This is a genomic window from Maribacter sp. IgM3_T14_3, from assembly GCF_049603095.1.
In the GTDB taxonomy this organism is placed as follows: Bacteria; Bacteroidota; Bacteroidia; order Flavobacteriales; family Flavobacteriaceae; genus Maribacter.
In genome coordinates this window covers 3,740,001-3,759,882 of the sequence record NZ_CP187138.1, presented here as the reverse complement: position 1 = coordinate 3,759,882, position 19,882 = coordinate 3,740,001, and the positions used below count along the sequence as shown (strand labels likewise).

At 34.8% G+C, this 19,882-nt stretch carries 21 protein-coding genes and 1 other RNA gene (1 of these 22 running past the window's edge); 13 read left to right on the top strand and 9 right to left on the bottom strand.

All coding sequences use genetic code 11. The features are described 5' to 3' along the window. Positions 1–119: 119 nt before the first annotated feature. The 3 genes from ACPF9A_RS16775 (at position 120) to ACPF9A_RS16765 (ending at position 3,828) form a co-directional block, all read left to right on the top strand. A complete protein-coding gene (locus tag ACPF9A_RS16775) occupies positions 120–2,129 on the top strand; it encodes a DUF349 domain-containing protein (RefSeq protein ID WP_423998639.1) in 2,010 nt (669 codons plus the stop codon). Positions 2,130–2,281: 152 nt separating this feature from the next. Further along, positions 2,282–3,493 (top strand): sensor histidine kinase, encoded by a 1,212-nt coding sequence (locus ACPF9A_RS16770; RefSeq protein WP_423998637.1) that lies wholly within the window; start codon positions 2,282–2,284, stop codon positions 3,491–3,493. A gap of 2 nt (positions 3,494–3,495) precedes the next feature. After that, a complete protein-coding gene (locus ACPF9A_RS16765) occupies positions 3,496–3,828 on the top strand; it encodes a hypothetical protein (protein ID WP_423998635.1) in 333 nt (110 codons plus the stop codon). 50 nt (positions 3,829–3,878) lie between these two features. Here ACPF9A_RS16765 and rny read toward each other — a convergent pair whose 3' ends face one another. From rny to ACPF9A_RS16745, 4 genes are all read right to left on the bottom strand, one after another. After that, on the bottom strand, positions 3,879–5,450 hold the full coding sequence (gene rny / locus ACPF9A_RS16760; protein WP_423998633.1) for a ribonuclease Y: 1,572 nt from the start codon (positions 5,448–5,450) through the stop codon (positions 3,879–3,881). A gap of 49 nt (positions 5,451–5,499) precedes the next feature. Beyond that, positions 5,500–5,610, bottom strand: a non-coding RNA gene (gene ssrS, locus ACPF9A_RS16755) — 6S RNA. A gap of 56 nt (positions 5,611–5,666) precedes the next feature. Beyond that, the gene (locus tag ACPF9A_RS16750) at positions 5,667–5,963 is read right to left on the bottom strand and encodes a cell division protein ZapA (protein WP_423998631.1); all 297 of its coding nucleotides are present in this window, start codon (positions 5,961–5,963) and stop codon (positions 5,667–5,669) included. A 13-nt stretch (positions 5,964–5,976) separates the two neighbouring features. Further along, positions 5,977–6,267, bottom strand: a complete 291-nt coding sequence (locus ACPF9A_RS16745; RefSeq protein ID WP_423998629.1) for a hypothetical protein — start codon at positions 6,265–6,267, stop codon at positions 5,977–5,979. Positions 6,268–6,460: 193 nt separating this feature from the next. Between ACPF9A_RS16745 and ACPF9A_RS16740 the strand changes: the two genes are divergently transcribed. The 3 genes from ACPF9A_RS16740 to ACPF9A_RS16730 are packed head-to-tail and all read left to right on the top strand — an operon-like array spanning position 6,461 to position 11,286. Next, positions 6,461–8,152 carry a M23 family metallopeptidase gene (locus ACPF9A_RS16740; RefSeq protein WP_423998627.1) on the top strand — a complete coding sequence of 564 codons (1,692 nt, stop codon included), beginning with the start codon at positions 6,461–6,463 and terminating at the stop codon, positions 8,150–8,152. Between the two features lie 5 nt (positions 8,153–8,157). After that, positions 8,158–10,623, top strand: a complete 2,466-nt coding sequence (locus tag ACPF9A_RS16735) for a TonB-dependent receptor (protein WP_423998625.1) — start codon at positions 8,158–8,160, stop codon at positions 10,621–10,623. 9 nt (positions 10,624–10,632) lie between these two features. Then, positions 10,633–11,286 (top strand): hypothetical protein, encoded by a 654-nt coding sequence (locus ACPF9A_RS16730; RefSeq protein ID WP_423998623.1) that lies wholly within the window; start codon positions 10,633–10,635, stop codon positions 11,284–11,286. Here ACPF9A_RS16730 and ACPF9A_RS16725 read toward each other — a convergent pair whose 3' ends face one another. Further along, positions 11,287–12,432: a cysteine desulfurase family protein gene (locus ACPF9A_RS16725; protein WP_423998621.1), complete on the bottom strand. Its 1,146-nt coding sequence runs from the start codon at positions 12,430–12,432 to the stop codon at positions 11,287–11,289. A 103-nt stretch (positions 12,433–12,535) separates the two neighbouring features. Here ACPF9A_RS16725 and ACPF9A_RS16720 point away from each other — a divergent pair, with 103 nt between their 5' ends. Then, positions 12,536–13,042, top strand: a complete 507-nt coding sequence (locus tag ACPF9A_RS16720; protein ID WP_423998619.1) for a hypothetical protein — start codon at positions 12,536–12,538, stop codon at positions 13,040–13,042. 1 nt (position 13,043) lies between these two features. Here the strand turns inward: ACPF9A_RS16720 and ACPF9A_RS16715 are convergent, their stop codons facing one another. Further along, complete coding sequence (locus tag ACPF9A_RS16715) at positions 13,044–13,586, bottom strand: Smr/MutS family protein (protein WP_423998617.1); 543 nt, start codon at positions 13,584–13,586, stop codon at positions 13,044–13,046. A gap of 26 nt (positions 13,587–13,612) precedes the next feature. On the opposite strand from ACPF9A_RS16715, the gene ACPF9A_RS16710 reads away from it, so the two are divergent. Genes ACPF9A_RS16710 through ACPF9A_RS16700 form a run of 3 tightly spaced genes read left to right on the top strand, consistent with a single transcriptional unit; the run spans position 13,613 to position 14,621 of the window. After that, positions 13,613–13,951 (top strand): DUF2752 domain-containing protein, encoded by a 339-nt coding sequence (locus ACPF9A_RS16710; RefSeq protein WP_423998615.1) that lies wholly within the window; start codon positions 13,613–13,615, stop codon positions 13,949–13,951. A 19-nt stretch (positions 13,952–13,970) separates the two neighbouring features. Then, positions 13,971–14,309 (top strand): CCC motif membrane protein, encoded by a 339-nt coding sequence (locus ACPF9A_RS16705; RefSeq protein WP_423998613.1) that lies wholly within the window; start codon positions 13,971–13,973, stop codon positions 14,307–14,309. After that, positions 14,310–14,621, top strand: a complete 312-nt coding sequence (locus ACPF9A_RS16700) for a CCC motif membrane protein (RefSeq protein ID WP_423998611.1) — start codon at positions 14,310–14,312, stop codon at positions 14,619–14,621. A gap of 52 nt (positions 14,622–14,673) precedes the next feature. On the opposite strand, the gene rocD is transcribed toward ACPF9A_RS16700, so the two are convergent. Beyond that, positions 14,674–15,954, bottom strand: coding sequence for an ornithine--oxo-acid transaminase (gene rocD, locus ACPF9A_RS16695; protein ID WP_423998609.1), 1,281 nt, complete (start codon positions 15,952–15,954; stop codon positions 14,674–14,676). Positions 15,955–16,187: 233 nt separating this feature from the next. On the opposite strand from rocD, the gene rlmD reads away from it, so the two are divergent. The 3 genes from rlmD to ACPF9A_RS16680 are packed head-to-tail and all read left to right on the top strand — an operon-like array spanning position 16,188 to position 18,880. Continuing rightward, complete coding sequence (rlmD, locus tag ACPF9A_RS16690) at positions 16,188–17,600, top strand: 23S rRNA (uracil(1939)-C(5))-methyltransferase RlmD (RefSeq protein ID WP_423998607.1); 1,413 nt, start codon at positions 16,188–16,190, stop codon at positions 17,598–17,600. 1 nt (position 17,601) lies between these two features. Continuing rightward, a complete protein-coding gene (locus ACPF9A_RS16685) occupies positions 17,602–18,108 on the top strand; it encodes a DUF6452 family protein (protein ID WP_423998605.1) in 507 nt (168 codons plus the stop codon). Continuing rightward, a complete protein-coding gene (locus ACPF9A_RS16680) occupies positions 18,089–18,880 on the top strand; it encodes a DUF6048 family protein (protein ID WP_423998603.1) in 792 nt (263 codons plus the stop codon). Before ACPF9A_RS16685 ends, ACPF9A_RS16680 begins: the two co-directional genes overlap by 20 nt. Here ACPF9A_RS16680 and ACPF9A_RS16675 read toward each other — a convergent pair. Together ACPF9A_RS16675 and ACPF9A_RS16670 are read right to left on the bottom strand one after the other, a co-directional pair. Then, the gene (locus ACPF9A_RS16675) at positions 18,875–19,012 is read right to left on the bottom strand and encodes a hypothetical protein (RefSeq protein WP_423998601.1); all 138 of its coding nucleotides are present in this window, start codon (positions 19,010–19,012) and stop codon (positions 18,875–18,877) included. The genes ACPF9A_RS16680 and ACPF9A_RS16675 overlap by 6 nt on opposite strands. A gap of 89 nt (positions 19,013–19,101) precedes the next feature. Then, on the bottom strand, positions 19,102–19,882 hold the 3' portion of the coding sequence (locus ACPF9A_RS16670; protein WP_423998599.1) for a THUMP domain-containing class I SAM-dependent RNA methyltransferase. Its footprint extends 389 nt past the window's final position; only the last 781 of its 1,170 coding nucleotides appear in the window; its start codon lies off the right edge, out of view — the gene reads right to left on this strand; its stop codon occupies positions 19,102–19,104.

The window sequence follows — 19,882 nt, the reverse complement described above, 5'->3', positions numbered from 1 at the left end:
TACATTTCAAATTCTTGATTTCCTTTAAAAAGTACTCAATTACGTTTAGCTAAAAAGAACAATCAATTCTTTGCCAATCGTAGGGTTGTCACTATCTTGTAAACATATAATTTAGGATTATGTCTGAGGATAAAGAACAACAATTAACAGAGAATTCAATAGATGAAAAAACTGTAACAGAAACTGCTGAAAACACAGTGGAAGAAACAGTTGATTCTGTTGAAGAATCGACAGTGGTAGAAGTCGAAACATCAACTAAATCTAATGAAGAGTCAGTAGAAGCCGATGTTATGGATGAAATTGACGATTCTAATGCTGAAGACGCTGAAGATACCGATACTGAAAAAAGGCATGCAATACCAATGCCTGATTACCATGAAATGAGCATGGAAAATTTGGTGGGTGAACTACAGCGATTAGTAAATAATGAAAAGGTTCAGTCCATTAGAAAGCATGTTGATACTATTAAAGATGAGTTCAACCAAAAATTTGATGAACTTCTAGAAGAAAAGAAAGAAGAATTCATTTCTAACGGAGGTAATGAAATTGATTTCAGATATAATTCAGTTGACAAAAAACAGTTTAACGAAGTATATACAGACTACAGAGATAAACGCAATCAACATTACAAAAGCTTAGAAAAAAGTCACAAAGAGAATCTTGCCTATAGATTAGACCTTATTGAGCAGTTGAAATCTCTTGTAAATGTTGAGGAAGATATAAATACGACTTACAATAATTTTAAGGATATACAGGCGAAATGGCGCCATGCAGGTGCTATTCCAAGAGCAGATTACACTAATGTTTGGAAGACCTATCACCATCACATAGAAATATTTTACGACTTCTTAAATATTAATAGAGACTTAAGAGATTTAGATTTTAAGCATAATTTAGAAGAGAAAACTAAAATTGTGGCAAGAGCTGAAGAGCTTTCAAAAGAGCCCGATCTAAATAGAGCTTTTAGAGAATTACAGGTATTACATAAAATCTGGAAAGAAGATTTAGGCCCTGTAGGTAAAGATCATAGAGAAGCTATTTGGGATAGTTTTAGTGCTGCAACCAAAATTATTCATGAAAGAAGACAAGATTACTTTAAGAATCTTGACCAGATAAAAGAAGAAAACTTAGCACGCAAACAGGCAATTATTGCCGAAATTAACGAACTAAGTACAAATGTTTCAAGTAATCATGGAACGTTACAGCAGCAGATTAAAAAATTAGAAGAATTAAGGGAAGCTTTTTTCAAAGCTGGGCAGGTACCTCAAAAATTAAATTCTAAAACTTGGAATAGTTTTAAAGGAGCCGTTCGTGCATTCAACCAAAATAAAAATGCGTTCTACAAAAATCTTAAAAAAGACCAACAAGAAAATTTAGACAAAAAGAGAGCGCTTTTAGAAATCGCGAATACCATAAAAGATAGCGATGATTGGGATGCTACCACGGCAGAAATGAAACGCATTCAAGGGCAATGGAAAAAAATAGGGCATGTTCCAAGAAAATACTCAGACAAATTATGGAAAGAGTTTAAAACAGCTTGTAATCACTATTTCGACAAGTTAAACGCTCTTAAAAATGATGCCTTTAAGGAAGAGGAAGCCAATTTTAAACAGAAAGAAGAATGTATTGATCGTCTTAAAGCCTTTGAATTAAGTGGCGATAAAACGAAAGATCTATCTGCAATAAAGAAATTTTCTGAAGAATGGAAAACATATGGTAGAGTCCCGTTTAAAAAGAAAAACATCAATTCAAGATTTGATAAAATCATTGATGCCCTTTACCAAAAAAGTGGCGTAAGTAAGCAAGAGTCAGAATTATTGAAATACGGTAATAAGATTCAACAGCTAAGTGATAATGATAATCAAGAACGTGCAATACAGAATGAGCGTGCATTTATCAGAAAAAAAATAGATGAAAGCAAAGATGAAATAAGACAATTAGAAAACAATTTACAGTTTTTCTCAAATGCATCTGAAAGCAACCCTTTAGTACAAGATGTTATAAAAAGAGTCAACCAGCATAAAGAATCTTTAGCAGCATGGAAAGCTAAATTGAAAAAATTGAACATCTTAAAAAACAACCTGAATAAAGAAGACGAAGAGGTTGAAGAAACTAAAACAGAAGAATAGTTTTAACCATATAAAACAGTTATATAATTATATTAATTTATAGAAAATAAGTTGATATGATTGAAAATTAGAGGATATACACCAATCCGATAATCTAAACGTTTTATATATAAGAAATAACTTACTATTAATATTTTAGTTATCGATTCTATATGGTTAAACCAGAAATACCAACAAACGAACAACAACGTTTAGAAGCTTTAAAAAGCTTTAACGTTCTAGACACCTTAGAAGAGAAAGAATACGATGCCATAACCCGTATTGCAGCAGATATTTGCGATACGCCTATGGCATTAGTTTCTTTAGTAGATGAAGGTAGACAATGGTTTAAATCCCATCATGGTATAGATGCTACCGAAACACCGAGAGATTTAGCGTTTTGCGCGCATGCCATAAACACACCAGACTCTTTATTCGTTGTCAACGATGCCAATAAAGATGATCGTTTTTTTGACAACCCATTAGTAACCGGTGGTCCGTCAGTGCAGTTTTATGCCGGCGCCCCTTTGAATACCAAAGATGGTGAATCTATAGGTACATTATGTGTTATAGACACCAAACCCAGAAATGAATTCACCGAAAGACAAAGGGCTTCGTTAAAAGATCTTGCCGATCAAGTAATGGCTCAACTAGAACTTAGAAGGCAGAATATTCAACAAAAAATTATCAATGAAGAGTTACGTATAAAGAATGATCAGCTAAAACATTTGTCTTATCGTTTGGCGCATGACATGAAAACTCCCCTTTTGGGCATAAGTTCTGTAGTGGGCTTCATCAAAGAAGATTACTCCGATTTTATTAAGGAAACTGAAATTCCGAATTTCCTAGATATTATCGATAGTAGGGTAGAATATATGGAGTCGTTAGTTAACGGCATCATTAACTATAATGCTATAACCAATGCAGAGATTAATTTACAAGAGTTCGATATCTCAAAAGAGATTACATCAGTGCTCAACAAACAATCTGAAGCTGCCAAGGTACATTTGAAATTAGAAAACGGTAATAAAACTATTACCCACTCCCTCAACAGCTTTCATCAAATATTTAGAGATTTAATTTCTAATAGTATAAAATTCTCTGATAAATCTAACATTGATATATTGGTAGGTTTTAAAGAAGATCAAGATTTCTATACTTTTACCTATGAGGATAATGGCCCCGGAATACCCGAGCGATATTGGGAAAAAGTTTTTGCCCTTTTCGAAAAATTGGGTACAGAAGGCGTCAATGATACTGGTATCGGCTTAACCACTATTAAAGCCCTTATAGATAAACTTGGAGGTACAATTACAATTGGCAAAAGAGAAGACAATAATGAAGGTGTATATTTTAATTTTACCCTTTCTAAAAATATAGGTTAACCATGCTAACCCCTGTCAAATCTTTTTTATGGGTCGTAGTAATCGCATATACTTTTACTGACTTCAGCTCAAAGAAAGATAGTGAAACTACCATAGGCCAATCTCAAATACTACAAAAAGAAGCCTTCTACGTTTTAAATACCAAGTGTAATTTCTGCCATGAGGAAAAGAGGAACAGAACAATCTTCACCCTTGAAAATATGAATACTTTGGCAAAAACTATAGAATACCAAGTATTTACAACTCGAAAAATGCCCAAAGGAAGAAAAAACAAACTATCGTCTTTAGAAGAAGAAAAGTTGAAGAATTGGATGAACTCTCTGCATACACCATAAAAAAATGCCTCTATAATATAGAGGCATTTTTTATATATTCTAAGCAAAAATTACTTCGCTACATTGACAGCTCTTGTCTCACGTATAACCGTAACTTTTACTTGACCAGGATAGGTCATATCTGTCTGTATTTTTTGAGAAATTTCAAAAGACAATTGAGCAGCTCTATCATCATTTACTTTTTCGCTCTCAACAATAACACGAAGCTCTCTACCTGCTTGTATTGCGTAAGCCTTCTGTACACCACTAAAGCCAAATGCAACCTCTTCAAGGTCTTTTAAACGCTGAATGTAAGAATCTAACACCTGTCTTCTTGCACCTGGTCGAGCACCACTAATAGCATCACAAACCTGTACGATAGGTGCAATTAGAGTTTTCATTTCAATTTCATCGTGGTGAGCGCCAATAGCGTTACAAACTTCCTCTTTTTCTCCGTATTTCTCGGCCCATTGCATTCCTAAGATTGCATGTGGAGTTTCTACTTCATTTTCAGTATTCGGCACTTTACCTATATCATGCAAAAGACCTGCACGTTTAGCTATCTTAGGATTCAACCCTAACTCAGCCGCCATAACGCCACAAAGTTTAGCAACTTCTCTAGAGTGTTGTAAAAGATTTTGTCCGTACGAAGAACGATATTTCATTCTACCCACTGCACGAATCAACTCTGGGTGTAACCCGTGAATACCTAAATCTATAACAGTACGCTTACCAATTTCCACGATTTCTGCTTCAATCTGCTTTTCGGTCTTCTTAACGACTTCTTCAATTCTTGCAGGGTGAATTCTACCATCGGTAACTAATTTATGAAGCGAAAGTCTTGCTACCTCTCTTCTTACTGAATCGAAACAAGAAAGAATAATAGCTTCTGGAGTATCATCAACAATAATTTCAACACCTGTAGCAGCTTCTAATGCTCTAATATTTCTACCTTCTCTACCAATAATTCGTCCTTTTACATCATCAGATTCAATATTAAAAACTGAAACACAGTTTTCAACAGCCTCTTCAGTACCTATTCGTTGTATGGTATTGATAATAATTTTACGTGCTTCTTGTTGTGCCGTAAGTTTAGACTCTTCAACCGTAGATTGAATATAAGCCATAGCATCAGATTTTGCGGTTTCCTTTAAACTCTGTACCAACTGATTTTTAGCTTCATCGGCAGAAAGACCAGAAATAACCTCTAATTGTTGAATTTGGCTTTTATGCATTTTATCCAACTCTTCATGACGCTTTTCGAACAGTTCTATTTTCTGTTCTACATCTTTCATTTTACCATCTAACTGAGAGTTCATGTTCTTGTTTTTGGCAAGCTCACTACTCACTTGAGATTCTTTATCTCTTGTACGCTTTTCAGCGTCGTTTATTTTTTTATCCTTACTATTAATGACCTTCTCATGTTCCGCTTTTAATTCTAAAAACTTCTCTTTCGCCTGTAAAATCTTTTCTTTCTTGACACTCTCTCCTTCAGCATTTGCATCTTTTAATATGCGTTCAGCGTCTTTCTTTGCGTTTATTATGGTTTTAGAGGCTTTCCCTTTTTCCAAAAATTTTGCTATTGCAAAACCGATTGCCAGCCCAACTACTATTGCGGCAATAATTATCATTGTACTATCCATAGTGTAATTTATTAATAAAAAAAAAGCCCACATTGGAGAAGTTTTGATCAAACTCCGGTAAACAGGTTTAGGGTTAACAGACTGATCAAGGATCCCTATACGAGTAGGGCCTGCTTTTACAATCTAAACTCACCCTTCTTAAAAAAAATAAATGTTGAGTTTGTCAAAAGGTATTACCAATGTGGGCAGTAACTTAATATATTTAAAAGAACGTTTTTATTTTAAAGCCAATTTTGAATCTACCAAATCTTCTAACGCTTTTAAACGTTCTTCAGCTTCTTTGGTACCTTCTGTTTGCTCTATGCCACTCTGCTCAATTTTTGACGCAAACTGCAAGGCACACATGGCCAATACATCTTGTTTGTCTCTAACTGCATAGTTCTGCTCAAATTTTTTAGCCAACTGTTCTATATTTTTAGCGGCTTTACGCAAACCTTCTTCTTGAGCAGGGTCAATAATCAATGGGTAGACCCTATCAGCAATCGAAAGTTTTATTTTGAGCTTATCTGACATATTATTATAAACATTACTCCGACAATTGAGCTATACAATGGTCCAACTCTCGTATTAATGTATTTATTTTAAGCTTAGCTTCTGTTTTGTTTGTATTACTGCCAAGCATTGAATTTGCAAGTTTGAGTGAATTATATTTTTCTTCCCATTCAGATACCGATTTACTGGTATTTTCTTGTGAAGATTTTATATTCCTCAATTCTTTTTCCAATTCAATATTAGCATTGTTTAAAACCTCAAGTTTATGCAACAATTTGCTAATTTTATTTTCTAAAGAATCAACGATTTTAATTAACTCGCTCATACATTACGGTCAATGCGATTTACACAAAGTTAACATACATTATATGACTTAGCAATAGTTTTGTGAAATATTCGTAAATCTGTCGTTCTTAATTTCAGATTATTTTACAATAAACTCTTTATTATAATTTTAGCTTCCTCAACTTCACGGAATTGTTATTGATTAATTATTTTCGCACTATTGCTGTCTACCTATGAAAAAAATATCCCTTGGTCTGTTATTATTATTTTGTTTTAGTCTTTTCGCACAAGAAAATTATCCGAAAGATGCTTTTGGACCACCAATGGATATCCCCATTATTTTAGCGGGTACATTTGGCGAACTACGTTCTAATCATTTTCATTCTGGTATTGACATTAAAACGCAACAACGAGAAGGCATTCCTATAAACGCTATCGGCGATGGTACTATTACCCGTATTAAAGTCTCACTTTGGGGTTATGGCAAAGTTCTTTACATCGCTCACCCTAATGGATACACTTCTGTTTACGGGCATCTTCAAAAATTCTCTCCCGCTATCGAAGCTTATATAAAAAAACTACAGTACGATAAAAAATCTTTTGAAGTAGAGGTATTTCCTGATTACGGAGAGTTAAAAGTATCGAAAGGCGAATTAATTGCTTATAGCGGTAACACGGGTGGTTCTGCTGGTCCGCATTTACATTTCGAAATTAGAAGTAGTATTTCTGAAAAGCCGACCAACCCGTTAATGTATGGTTTAGACGTTGCCGATGCCACCAACCCTATAATTGAAAAACTTTTCGCGTATCCCTTAAATGACAAGTCTCATGTAAATAGTAATTATGAGAGAACGCAAATTAATTTCAGTAAACAGAGCGACGGTACATTTTTAGCAGATAAAGTATCTGCCCTTGGTGATATCGGAATCGGTTTCGTTGGTTTTGATAGGTTAGATATGGCTGCAAATAAAAACGGAGTCTATAGTGTTGAACTAAGTGTAAACGGCAAAATATATTCACTTTACGACTTCGAATCATTTTCATTCGGTGAAACCAGATATATAAACACTTTGGTAGATTACGATTATTATGGGCGAACAAGAGAGCGTATTCAAAAGAGTTTTAAATCGGCGGGTAATAACCTAAATATTTATAAGGAACTCTACAACAAGGGATCAATTTCGGTAGCCAATGGTTTAAGCTACACCGCCAAATTATTGATTAAAGATTATGCCGGTAATAAAATTGTGTTGAATATACCCATTGTTGGCACTAAAAATTTATTGGGAAACAAAAAAGAAATTGCCAAAACCGATAATTACGTAATTGCCAAAAAACCAAATAATTTTGATTTAGGCGCCGCTAAAGTATACTTTCCCACCAATACCTTTTACGAAGATTTTTATATCGATCTAAAAAAAGGAAAAGACACAGTAACCATTCATAACAGTACGGTACCGGCACATAGAAATTTCACCATTACGTTTGATGTTTCAAAATATTCGAACGAGATACAAAAGCAATTATTTATTGCAAGATTAGATGACAAACTTAGACCCAACCACGCAAACACCTATAAAAGAGGTAATGAATTTACTACTCGCACCCGTAATTTAGGCACCTATACTTTAGCTAGAGATTCTGTTGCGCCAACCATTAGAACCAAAAATTTTAAAGAGAAACAATGGCTTAACAATTACAAATATCTAAGTGTTCAAATAGCGGATGATTTAAGTGGTGTAGATACCTATTCGGCAACCTTGAATGGGGAATGGATTCTTATGGAATACGAACCAAAACGTAATACATTGACCTATAATTTTGACGATAAGATAGAAGACAAAACACAATGTGTTCTTGAAGTTACCGTTACAGATAATGTAGGCAATGCAAACACCTTAACCACCTCTTTTTATAGAAAATAATATAGTTGAAATTACTTAACGTTCTTAGCCTGATACTACTGCTGTGCAGCTCCTTTGGTTTTGCGCAGAATGCTACTATTTCGGGAATTGTATTAGGTGATGGCAACGAACCTTTACCTAATGTCAATATAACAGCAAGTGGTTTAGGAACTACCACAAATTCTGACGGATTTTATATTCTAGAACTCACTTCAGATGAAGAAAACACAATCGTTTTTTCACACATTGCTTACAAAGATGTGGTTTTAGAAAATTTGATTCTGACTACGAACGAAACATTTGAGTTCAACCCGATTTTAAAAAGTGATATTACGCAGATAGATGGCGTAACCGTATCTGCAACCGGCGAAAGAAACGTAAGCAGCATATTAACAATTTCACCAGAAAAAATAAGAAAAATACCAGGCGCTAATTCAGGTGTTGAAACAATTTTAAAATTACTGCCAGGTGTATCTTCTAATAACGAATTAAGCACACAATACGCGGTTCGTGGTGGCAACTACGATGAAAATCTAGTATATGTAAATGAAATTGAGGTGTATAGACCTTTCTTAATTCGCTCTGCTCAACAAGAGGGACTAAGTTTTGTAAATAGCGATTTAGTACAAAACGTAAAATTTTCCGCTGGCGGATTTCAAGCCAAGTATGGTGATAAATTGGCATCGGTTTTGGATATTACATACAAGACCCCTACCCTATTTTCACTTCGGGCAGATGTAAGTTTCTTGGGTGCTAGCGCAAGTTTAGAAACTGTTTCTAAAAATCAAAAATTAAGCTCGGTTTCTGGCGTTCGGTATCGCAACAATTCGTTATTGGTGAATAGTCAACAGACGCAAAGTAACTTCAATCCGGCATTTACAGATATTCAAAGTTATTTAACCTATCATACTTCCCCTAAATTTCAGCTAAACTTTTTAGGCAACATTGCGGTCAATGATTATAAAAACGAACCTTTAAACCGACAGACAAATTTTGGCACCATAGATAATCCGCAGGCATTAGTAGTGTATTACGAAGGTCAAGAAACGAATAAATACACCACTGCTTTAGGTGCTTTAAAAGGAAGCTATATCTTAAATGAGCAGACTACCCTAAAACTTATTTCATCTATATATCACACAACAGAAGAAGAATACTCAGATGTTGTTGCAGCATACGAACTTGGCGAAGTAGATAGTAATTTGGGCAGTAGTTCTGCCGGTGAAGTATTGACATCTCGTGGTGTCGGTTCTCAGTTTAACCGAACTCGAAATGATTTAGATGCGCTCATTTTTAATTTAGAGCATAAGGGATTACATAAGATGGATAATTCTGTATTGGAATGGGGAGCAAAATATACTCATGAAGATATACGAGATCAATTGCGAGAATCTGAATTTATCGACTCTGCCGGATTTTCGATAAGACCACCGAGGGCAGAATTTATAAAAAACCAACCTTCTGAACCATTTACTGCTCCTTTAGAAGCATACGATGGATTAAACGCTCTAAATTTTGTAAAAACAAATCGGTTTTCGGGCTTTGTACAATTAGGAACACATAAAACATGGAACAATGCTGATATATATTATAACATAGGTGTGCGTTCTCATCATTGGACGGTCAGTGGAACCGGAGTAGAAAAAGCATCGCAAACCGTAATTAGTCCGCGTGCACAGTTTGCCATTAAACCAGAATGGGAGAAAGATATGCTCTTTAGGTTATCTGCAGGTGTATACCACCAACCACCATTTTATAGAGAATTAAGAGACAGTACTGGAACAATTCAACCCAATGTTAAGGCTCAGAAATCTTTTCATATTGTTGCGGGTAATGAATATAGTTTTCAATTGTGGGACAGACCTTTTACGTTGATCAGTGAAGCTTATTACAAAAAATTAGAAAACGTAAACCCATATACACTCGAAGATGTTCGCATACGCTACGCGGCGAACAATAACACTGAAGCTTATGTCTATGGTGCAGAAGTTAGATTAAATGGTGCCTTTGTACCAGGTACAGAGTCATGGGTTAGCCTGGGGTATTTAAAAACCGAGGAAAATAGAAATGATAGAGGATACATACCACGCCCAACAGATCAACGGGTAAAATTCGCGATACTATTTCAAGATTATATTCCCACAATTCCTGATTTAAAAATGTATTTGAATTTGGTTTATCAAACAGGTGTGCCAGGTGGTTCGCCCAGTTATGCAGATCCGTACATTTTTCAGAATAGATTAAGAGATTATAAACGTGCAGATTTAGGAATTTCCTATATTTTTGCAAACAAGGAAAAACAATTTCCAACAACACATTGGCTTCATAATTTTAAAGAATTGAGTTTAGGTTTTGAAATTTTCAATTTATTCAACAACCAAAATTCGATTACCAATACTTGGGTTAGGGATGCGGACAGCAAAAATGAGTATGCAGTGCCAAATTACCTTACATCGAGAGTATTGAATTTACGATTAGGAATTCGCCTTTAAACACTAAAAATGAAAAGAATACTTTTCTTACTAGCACTGATTTCTTCCCTAACCGTAGCGGCTCAGAAAAACATTTACGAAAGTCCGAATTTTGATGACTTAAGTGCTGATCACAATGTTTTAGCCATTATACCATTTCTTACTAATTTGGATCTCAACAGTAAATTATCTAAAACTGAACAAAAGAGGCTTGAAGAAAATGAAGGATATGCCGTGCAAAATGCCTTAGAAACCTATTTTTCTAAACGTAGCAAAAAGAAAAAATTACCGGTAACCTTTCAAAACATTGAAAATACTACAGCTATATTAGCTAAGAACAACATTCGCTACGATAATATTGACGTATATACCACCAAAGAATTGAGTGAAATTTTAGGTGTTGATGGTATTATAAGCGGCACTTTAGATTTGAATATACTTTTATCTAATGGTGTGCCAACAGAATTTAGTTTTACAGATTACTTCTCTGGTGGCGCAAATTATGGTAGAATAGGTATAAAAATCAGTGATGGCTACTCTGGTAAACTGTTATGGAAATACGAAAAGGAAATCAATAAGAAAACCGGTAAAAATACCACTGACCTTATTGATCGTATGATGAAATTGGCTATTAGAAAATTCCCTTATGAAAGAGAACGTAAACGCGATCGAAACAAAAGCTAATTACGCTTCTATTATATCCTTTAGAATGCCAATGGTATAATCAATATCTTCTTTGGTATTGTAAGTAGAAAATGAAAAGCGCACAGATGGCTTTTTCATATCTTCAGCAGACAGAATTTGCGTAAGAACATGAGAACCGGCATCACTACCAGACTGGCATGCACTACCTTTAGAACAGGCGATGCCTTTCATATCTAAATTGAACAACAATAGCATTGCTTTAGCTTCTGTAATAGGTAAACATACATTGACCAAGGTATATGTACTCTTTTCCATATCACCAGAATGCCCATTAAACGTAGCATCAGGTATATCTTTATTTATCTTCTCTATGAAATAAGATTTCAGGCTTTCTACATACTTCTTCTCTTCCTCTAAATTATCGTAAGCATGAATAAAAGCTTCTTCCAACCCCACAATATTATGAAAAGACTCCGTACCAGCTCTAAGTCCGCGTTCTTGCGAACCCCCAGAAATCATACAACTTAGTCCAGAATTTTTACGAATAAAAGCAAATCCGATACCTTTTGGTCCGTGAAATTTGTGCGCTGCCGCGGCTAAGAAATCAATAGGAAATGCTTTTACATCCCAATTATAATGCCCTAAAGATTGCACAGTATCAGAATGAACTAAAGCACCATATTTCTTTGACAATAGGGTAATTTCTTCTAAGTCGATTTTATTACCTATTTCATTGTTCACGTGCATTAAGCTGACCAACTTCTTAGAATCATCTTTTTGCAATAAAGTTTCTAAATGTGCCACATCAGGGTTACCAAATGCATCTAAATTTACATACAACACTTCTACAAAACCTGTCTGTTCCAACTCTTCTACCGTATGCAGAACAGCATGGTGCTCAATTCTCGTAGTAATAATAGTTTTTACATCTAAATCTCGAACAGCACATCTAATAATCATATTATCTGCCTCGGTACCACCCGAAGTAAATATAATTTCTGAAGGTTGCGCGTTTATATACTTAGCAATAGTTTTACGAGCACTTTCAATGGCCGTCTTTGCAGTTCTACCGAAACTGTGGGTAGAAGAAGGGTTGCCATAAGTACCTAAGGCATCTTGCATTTTCGCAATAACATTAGGGTGAACTTGTGTAGTAGCTGCGTTATCTAAATATACATTTTTCATAAAGGCGTACTCTTAAATACATAAAGGACAAAAATAGTTAATTAACCTATAATTGACCTTGATGCGACAGACACATTTACAATTTTTAAATTAAATTTGAATTATGAAAAAATACCTCTTGATTGGTTGTTCGATTTTGCTCCTTGGATGTAATGATGGTGACTTGCAAATAGAAACCGTAGATTTTGATAGTATAGAAACCGTTCAAAGTTGTGATACTGTGTCTGCATCGACTGAAAATGTTGTGTTTAAGATAAATGGCGATGAGGCATTGATTTTGACCATTGATAGCGGACTATTAAAAAACGAAGTAACCGCTTCTAGTTTAGAAAGTGCAGTACCTGGTAGTTCGCAAATTAGTTATCGAATATTCTCCGAGACGGTAACAAGTGCATATTTTTGCGATTCACCACCACCACTTACACCTACCGTTTTAGAAGAAATTGAAGCTGAAGGTGGTAGCATAATCGTAACTACTTCGACCGAAGATAGTATTACATTTACCCATACTATTCAATTAAGCGGTGTTACGTTTTTAAATGAAAACGGTAGTAGAATTACAGATTTGCAAGTAAATGAATTTGGTACGGTAACCACAACGGCAGAGTAATTTAAAAATTCTGCATAATATAGACTTCGGTTGCTCCTAGTCCATATTTTTGATAATCGGCATCGTAGAATTTGACATTGTCATATTTACCGAACAAATAGCCCAATTCTTCTTTTAGCACACCCTCACCTACCCCGTGTATAAAGACGACTTTTTGTATTCTTTTACTGATTGCAAAATCTAACTGGCGTTTGGCGGTATCTAACTGTAGATTCAGCATTTCAAACTTACCGATAGACTTAGGGTTTTTCATTAATTGATTAATGTGCAAATCAACTTCCATTTTTGGGGCGGTACGTTCTTTTATTTTCTGAACGGTAGTTTTTCTTCGCTTAGGTATTTCTTTTTCCTTTTTAATTTGTGCAATCTCGTAATTCGATACCCTTATATCATCAGCGATCAAAACCAGTTCATGAGCAGCAAATATTAAAGGGAAGCCATCATCGCTCAACATGGTAATATTAGAGCCATTAATAGATTCTACAACGCCTTTTATGACATCATCAATTGTTTCTACTGTATCGCCAATATTAAAATGAGACATGTTTTTGTTTTGAATACACAAAAATAATGGTAATTTTCGGACTATTAATTTATTTGGAGATGCGCTTTAAGGCATTAATCATTTTTTTGGGATTAGAAAGTTTCATGCTACCCTGTTTCACTAAGCAGTTATTAGGCGTTGATTGCCCTGGCTGTGGTTTACAACGTTCACTGTTATTTTTAATCAAAGGTGAATTTGCCTCTGCTTTTCTAATGTATCCTGCCATTTATCCTATGTTGGCTTTATTTGCTTTTTTAGGATTCAATAAGTTTTATCCTGTTAAACATTCAAATACTATTACCATTACACTTATGGTTAGCACCGTAGGTTTTATATTGACCAATTATATTTTAAAATTCATCTAATTAACTAAACCTTTAAATTATGGAACAACAAAAATTACCCAATGTAACGCTAATATTAGTACTTGGCATTGCATCTATTTTACTTTGCTGGTGCTATGGTATCCTTGGCTTAATATTAAGTGTTGTAGGTCTTATTTTGGCAATAAATAGCACTAAAACCTACAATGCCAACCCTCAAGATTATACTAATTACTCAGCGTTAAAAACTGCTAAAGTGGTCTCTATAATTGGGCTAGTATTAAATATACTTTTCATAATATTTCTAATTTGGTTCATAATGTGGATTGGCTGGGATGTTATGATGAGCCAAGATCAAGAATTGATTCAAGAGCGGATGAATGATTTATTAAACAACTAAATGAACAATACAGAGTACCAACAAATACCAGGTTCTAGCAATGCATTAACTTTTGGCATTTTATCTATTGTGCTAACCCTTTTTTGTTGTGGCCCTTTCGGTGCCATATTCAGTTTCATCGGTTTAAGCAATGCTAAAACCGCAAAGAGACATTACGAGGCTAACCCTGGTAATTATAGAGGGTACGAAAATATTAGTACAGGAAGAATTCTTTCTTATGTAGGTCTGGCTTTAGCCCTTATCTACCTAATGTTTGTCATTTTATACTTCGGATTGATAATGGCTTTCTTTATGACAGCCGATTTTCAATAAGAAAATAATAATCAAAAAAAAATCCCCGATTTACATCGGGGATTTTTTATTCCTATTTTTTAAACTCTTTCAGTGTTTTTATAATAATTGAAACACAATCTAAAAGTTGTTCTTTCGTCATCACCAATGGTGGTGCAAAACGAATAATATTACCGTGGGTAGGTTTAGCTAATAATCCGTTTTCCTTTAAGGCCATACAAATATCCCAAGCAGTAGAACTATCTTCGCTGTCATTAATTAGAATTGCATTTAAAAGACCTTTTCCACGAACACTATTTACCAAATCGGTAGTAGGTATAAACTTATTTAGTTCCGATCTAAAAAGCTCTCCTAATTCAAAGGCATTTTGTGCAAGCTTCTCGTCTTTTACGACTTCTAAAGCAGCCATACCAACAGCAGCAGCAATTGGGTTACCTCCAAAAGTACTACCATGGTTTCCTGGTCGTATAACATTAATAATGGCATCATTTGCCAAAACTGCCGAAACTGGGTAGGCACCACCAGAAAGCGCTTTACCTAGAATTAATATATCTGGCTTTATTTCAGGTGTACCACTACAATGCTTATCTGAACAAGAACAGTTACCACAAGTTGCCAATAAACGACCTGTTCTAGCAATACCTGTTTGTACTTCATCAGCAATGAACAATACATTATATTTTTCACACAATGCCTTTGCTCCGCTTAAGTAACCTTCAGAAGGCACATAAACTCCCGCTTCACCTTGAATAGGTTCTACTAAAAAGCCGGCAACATTTGAATTTGATTTTAAAACCTCTTCAAGAGCCGATAAATTGTCATATTCAATTTTAATAAATCCGTCAGTATAAGGTCCGAAGTTCTTACGAGCTACTGGATCATTAGAAAAAGAGATAATCGTCGTTGTACGACCATGAAAATTATTCTCGCAAACAACTATTTCAGCCTTGTTCTCTGCTATACCTTTTTTCTCGTAAGCCCATTTTCTACAAATCTTCAAAGCAGTCTCTACCGCCTCGGCACCAGTATTCATAGGCAACAATTTGTCGAAATGAAAAGTCTCGGTAGCATACTTCTCATATTTACCCAACATATCATTATAAAATGCTCTAGAGGTCAAAGACAAGGTCTTAGCCTGTTCTGTCATTGCATTTACGATTTTTGGGTGGCAATGACCTTGATTTACGGCAGAGTAAGCAGAAAGAAAATCATAATACTTTTTCCCTTCCACATCCCAAACATGAACACCTTCGCCTTTGCTTAATACAACAGGTAATGGGTGATAATTGTGAGCTCCGTGTTTTTCTTCTAATGCGATTGCATCTTTAGAAGTGATGTTTTCTAAAATTGACATGATAAAAATTACTTTAAATAAAACTTTAGCAATTCCTTCTATACCTTTTTCCTTTCAAATCCCGAAAAGTTATCGGGGCGAAAATTCAGCGTGGGAGAGAAATCATCCTTGTAGAATCTCAAAAATACGAATTATTGACTGTAAATATAATAATTACGGCGAATGGTTCCAATATCTTGTTAATACTATCAACAACTGCTTCTCATTTCAAAGAAACCATTTATTTTTGCGTCATGCGAAAAAAGACAAATCGACTAGTTTTTGAAAATGTAACGGTAACCGATGCAGCTGCAAAAGGAAAAACTATAGGTAAAGCCCCAGATGGCAGGGTAATTTTCTTAAATAATACAGTACCGGGTGATGTAGTTGATGTACAAACCACAAAAAAGCGAAAAGCATATTTTGAAGGTACAGCCATTAACTTTCATACATTATCAGACAAACGTGTTGATCCTGTTTGTCAACATTTTGGCGTTTGTGGGGGTTGCAAATGGCAAGATATGGGCTATGAACATCAACTTTTTTATAAGCAGAAAGAAGTAGAGAATAACTTAAAAAGAATCGGGCATTTAGATTTACCAGAAATGATACCTATACTTGGCTCGGCACAACAATACTTCTACAGAAACAAAATGGAATTTTCATTTTCTGATAGCCGTTGGTTAACTCTTGACGAAATACAATCTGACAATCAAATTGAAGATAAAAATGCATTAGGTTTTCATATACCAGGCATGTGGGATAAGATATTGGATATTAAAAAATGTCACCTTCAAAAAGACCCATCAAATGCCATTCGTATAGAAACTAAAAGATTTGCCGTTGAAAACGGATTAACTTTTTTCAATCCGCGTAATCAATATGGTATGTTGCGAACTCTTATGCTTCGTACAACATCTATTGGTGAAATAATGGTAATGGTTCAGTTTTTTGAAGATGATAAAGAGAAAAGAGAATTGCTTCTAAATCATCTTGCTAAAACGTTTCCAGAGATTACCTCTTTATTATATGTTATCAATCCGAAACAGAACGATACCATTTACGATCAAGAAATCATCTGTTTTTCTGGTCGAGATCATATTTTCGAAGAAATGGAAGGATTGAAATTCAAAATTAATGCAAAATCTTTTTATCAAACAAATTCAGAACAAGCTTACGAGTTATATAAAATAACCAGAGATTTCGCTGATTTAAAAGGTGATGAATTGGTGTACGATCTGTACACAGGTACAGGAACTATTGCTCAATTTGTTGCTAAGAAGGCAAAGAAAGTAGTAGGTATAGAATCGGTACCTGAAGCTATATTAGATGCAAAGGCAAATGCTGTTCGTAATGAAATTGAGAACGTAGATTTCTTTGTCGGTGATATGAAAAATGTTTTCAACGAACAATTTATAGCTCAGAATGGAGTGCCAGATGTAATTATTACAGACCCACCACGCGATGGTATGCACAAAGATGTAGTTCAACAAATATTGAACATTGCTCCTAAAAAGGTTGTCTATGTAAGCTGTAACAGCGCTACACAGGCTAGAGATTTAGAAATGATGAAAGAAATGTATACTGTCACTAGAGTTCAACCTGTAGACATGTTTCCACAGACCCATCACGTAGAAAATGTTGTACTTTTAGAAAAGAAAGTTTAAAATGAGAAGATTTCAAATCGGATTATTGATTTTTCTAGGGATAGTTCTCTCGTCATCATGCGAGAAAGATGATATCTGCGTAGAAGGTGACACTCCCCTATTGGTCATAGAATTTTACGATATTTCAGATACCACAACTTTAAAGCAAGTTCCAACTTTGAGAGTTGTAGGTGTTGGACAAACGGTAACCGTAAATACAGTAACAGACCGCAGCAATTTGAGTACCATATCCATTCCATTAAAAACAGATGAGAACACTACTAGTTTTATACTCATAAATAGTTCTGCTGCAGCCGAAGATGGTACAGAAACAGGCAATGTTGATACCATAACTTTTACGTATTCAAGAATTGAAGACTTTCTCTCTCGTGGCTGTGGTTTTATAGTCAATTATGATGAATTAGTAGCCGAGGTAACAGCAGACACCAATAATTGGATTCAAGATATCGAAATAACACAATCGTTAGTCCCCAACTCAGATTCTACACATGTCAAGATATTTCATTAATCTTTTACTCCTATTAATTACTTGTTCGGCATTTAGCCAAAGCAAGCCTATTGATCTAAACCCAAAAGATACTGTCGGTTATAAACAGTCATATGGCTTAGGCTTGGGTATTGATTTAAGAAGAATTATAACAGGAGCTTTAGATGATAATTATAAAGGCTTTGAAATAGTTGCAGATTATAGACTAACTCAAAATTTATATTTAGCTGCAGAGATAGGGACTGAAGAGAAAACACGACAAGAAGATTTATATAATTTTACCACTTCTGGCAATTATATAAAAATAGGTGTAAACAAAAATAATTATGCAAACTGGTACGGTGAGCGAAACTTAATTTATATGGGTGGTCGATTGGCATTTAGCACATTCGATAACACACTTAACAATTATCAATATTTTGACACGAATAGATATTGGAGTCCTGACGGATTTGCAAACGGCTCTGATATACCTGAGAAATTTTCTGGTCTAAATGTCACTTGGTTAGAGGGTGTTTTTGGTACAAAAGTAGAATTATTCTCTAACGTGTATGTGGGCGCAAGTATACGCTTAGGTCTCATTGTATCTTCCAATAATAATGATTTTGACAGATTCCCTAATCTTTGGATACCAGGTTTTAATAAGGTAACCTGGGATAGTAATTTCGGGATAGGCTATAACTACAGCATTTCTTATTTCTTACCGCTCTATAAAAAGAAGAATAAGATCAAGAAAAAGATTGAATTATCTAGTGAACCCCAAGGTCCACCAAAACCAAAAGAGCGTCTATAAAGTTTTAAAACCCTTTATAAAAATCCATTTCATCACAATTTTATCGACACCTTCAATTTTGGCAACAGCAAATTTAGGAGCTAAAAAAGAAGCAGTAATAGCGGCAATAGCTGATAAATAAAGAGAGTTCATAGTTACAGAGATGTATAAAATGTAACGAAATAAAACAAATAGTACCGCGAAACTCAAAAAATTATAGATTAGAACTTTGTGATTTAGCTTCATTCTTCCGTATTTTTTTGAAATTTTGCCTTCTTACTTCCTTCGTACATCTCGTACTTCACCAATCGAGACTCTAAGTGGCTGTTAAACACTTTAATTTTACGAGATGGTCTTAGACCTACAAACTTTAAAGCTGGTAAATTACTTGTTATAAACCATGCATTCGTACCTGGGTATCCTTGCTTTAAGGTATCACCTATCGCACTGTAAAAGTTCTCCATTTCAATATCTAATCGCTCACCGTATGGAGGGTTAAAACACATATGTAGTGTGCCTTGTGATTCTTTTTCGGTTTTGAAAAAATCTTTTCTTTCTACCGTAATATAGTCGGTTAGATTAGCATTTTCAATATTATCTTGAGCCTTTCTTACCGCAGAGGGTGCTTTATCGTAACCAATAATTTTAAAATGAAACTCTCTGGTTTTCTTTAAGCAAGAATCAATAATTTTCTCAAATAAATCAGCATCAAAGTCTGACCATTTTTCAAAAGCAAATCCTTTTCTATTAATATTGGCCGGTATATTACAAGCTATCATAGCGGCTTCAGTCAGCATAGTACCACTACCACACATAGGATCAAGAAAATCTGACTGACCATCCCAGCCACTTAATAGAAGCAAGCCAGAAGCTAATACTTCATTTATAGGTGCGATATTCGTTGCCGTACGATAACCTCTTTTATGTAATGAGTAACCAGAACTGTCTAATGATACGTTACAATCATTATTATGAATATGAATATTTATTCGAAGATCGGGATCTTTTACATCTACATCTGGT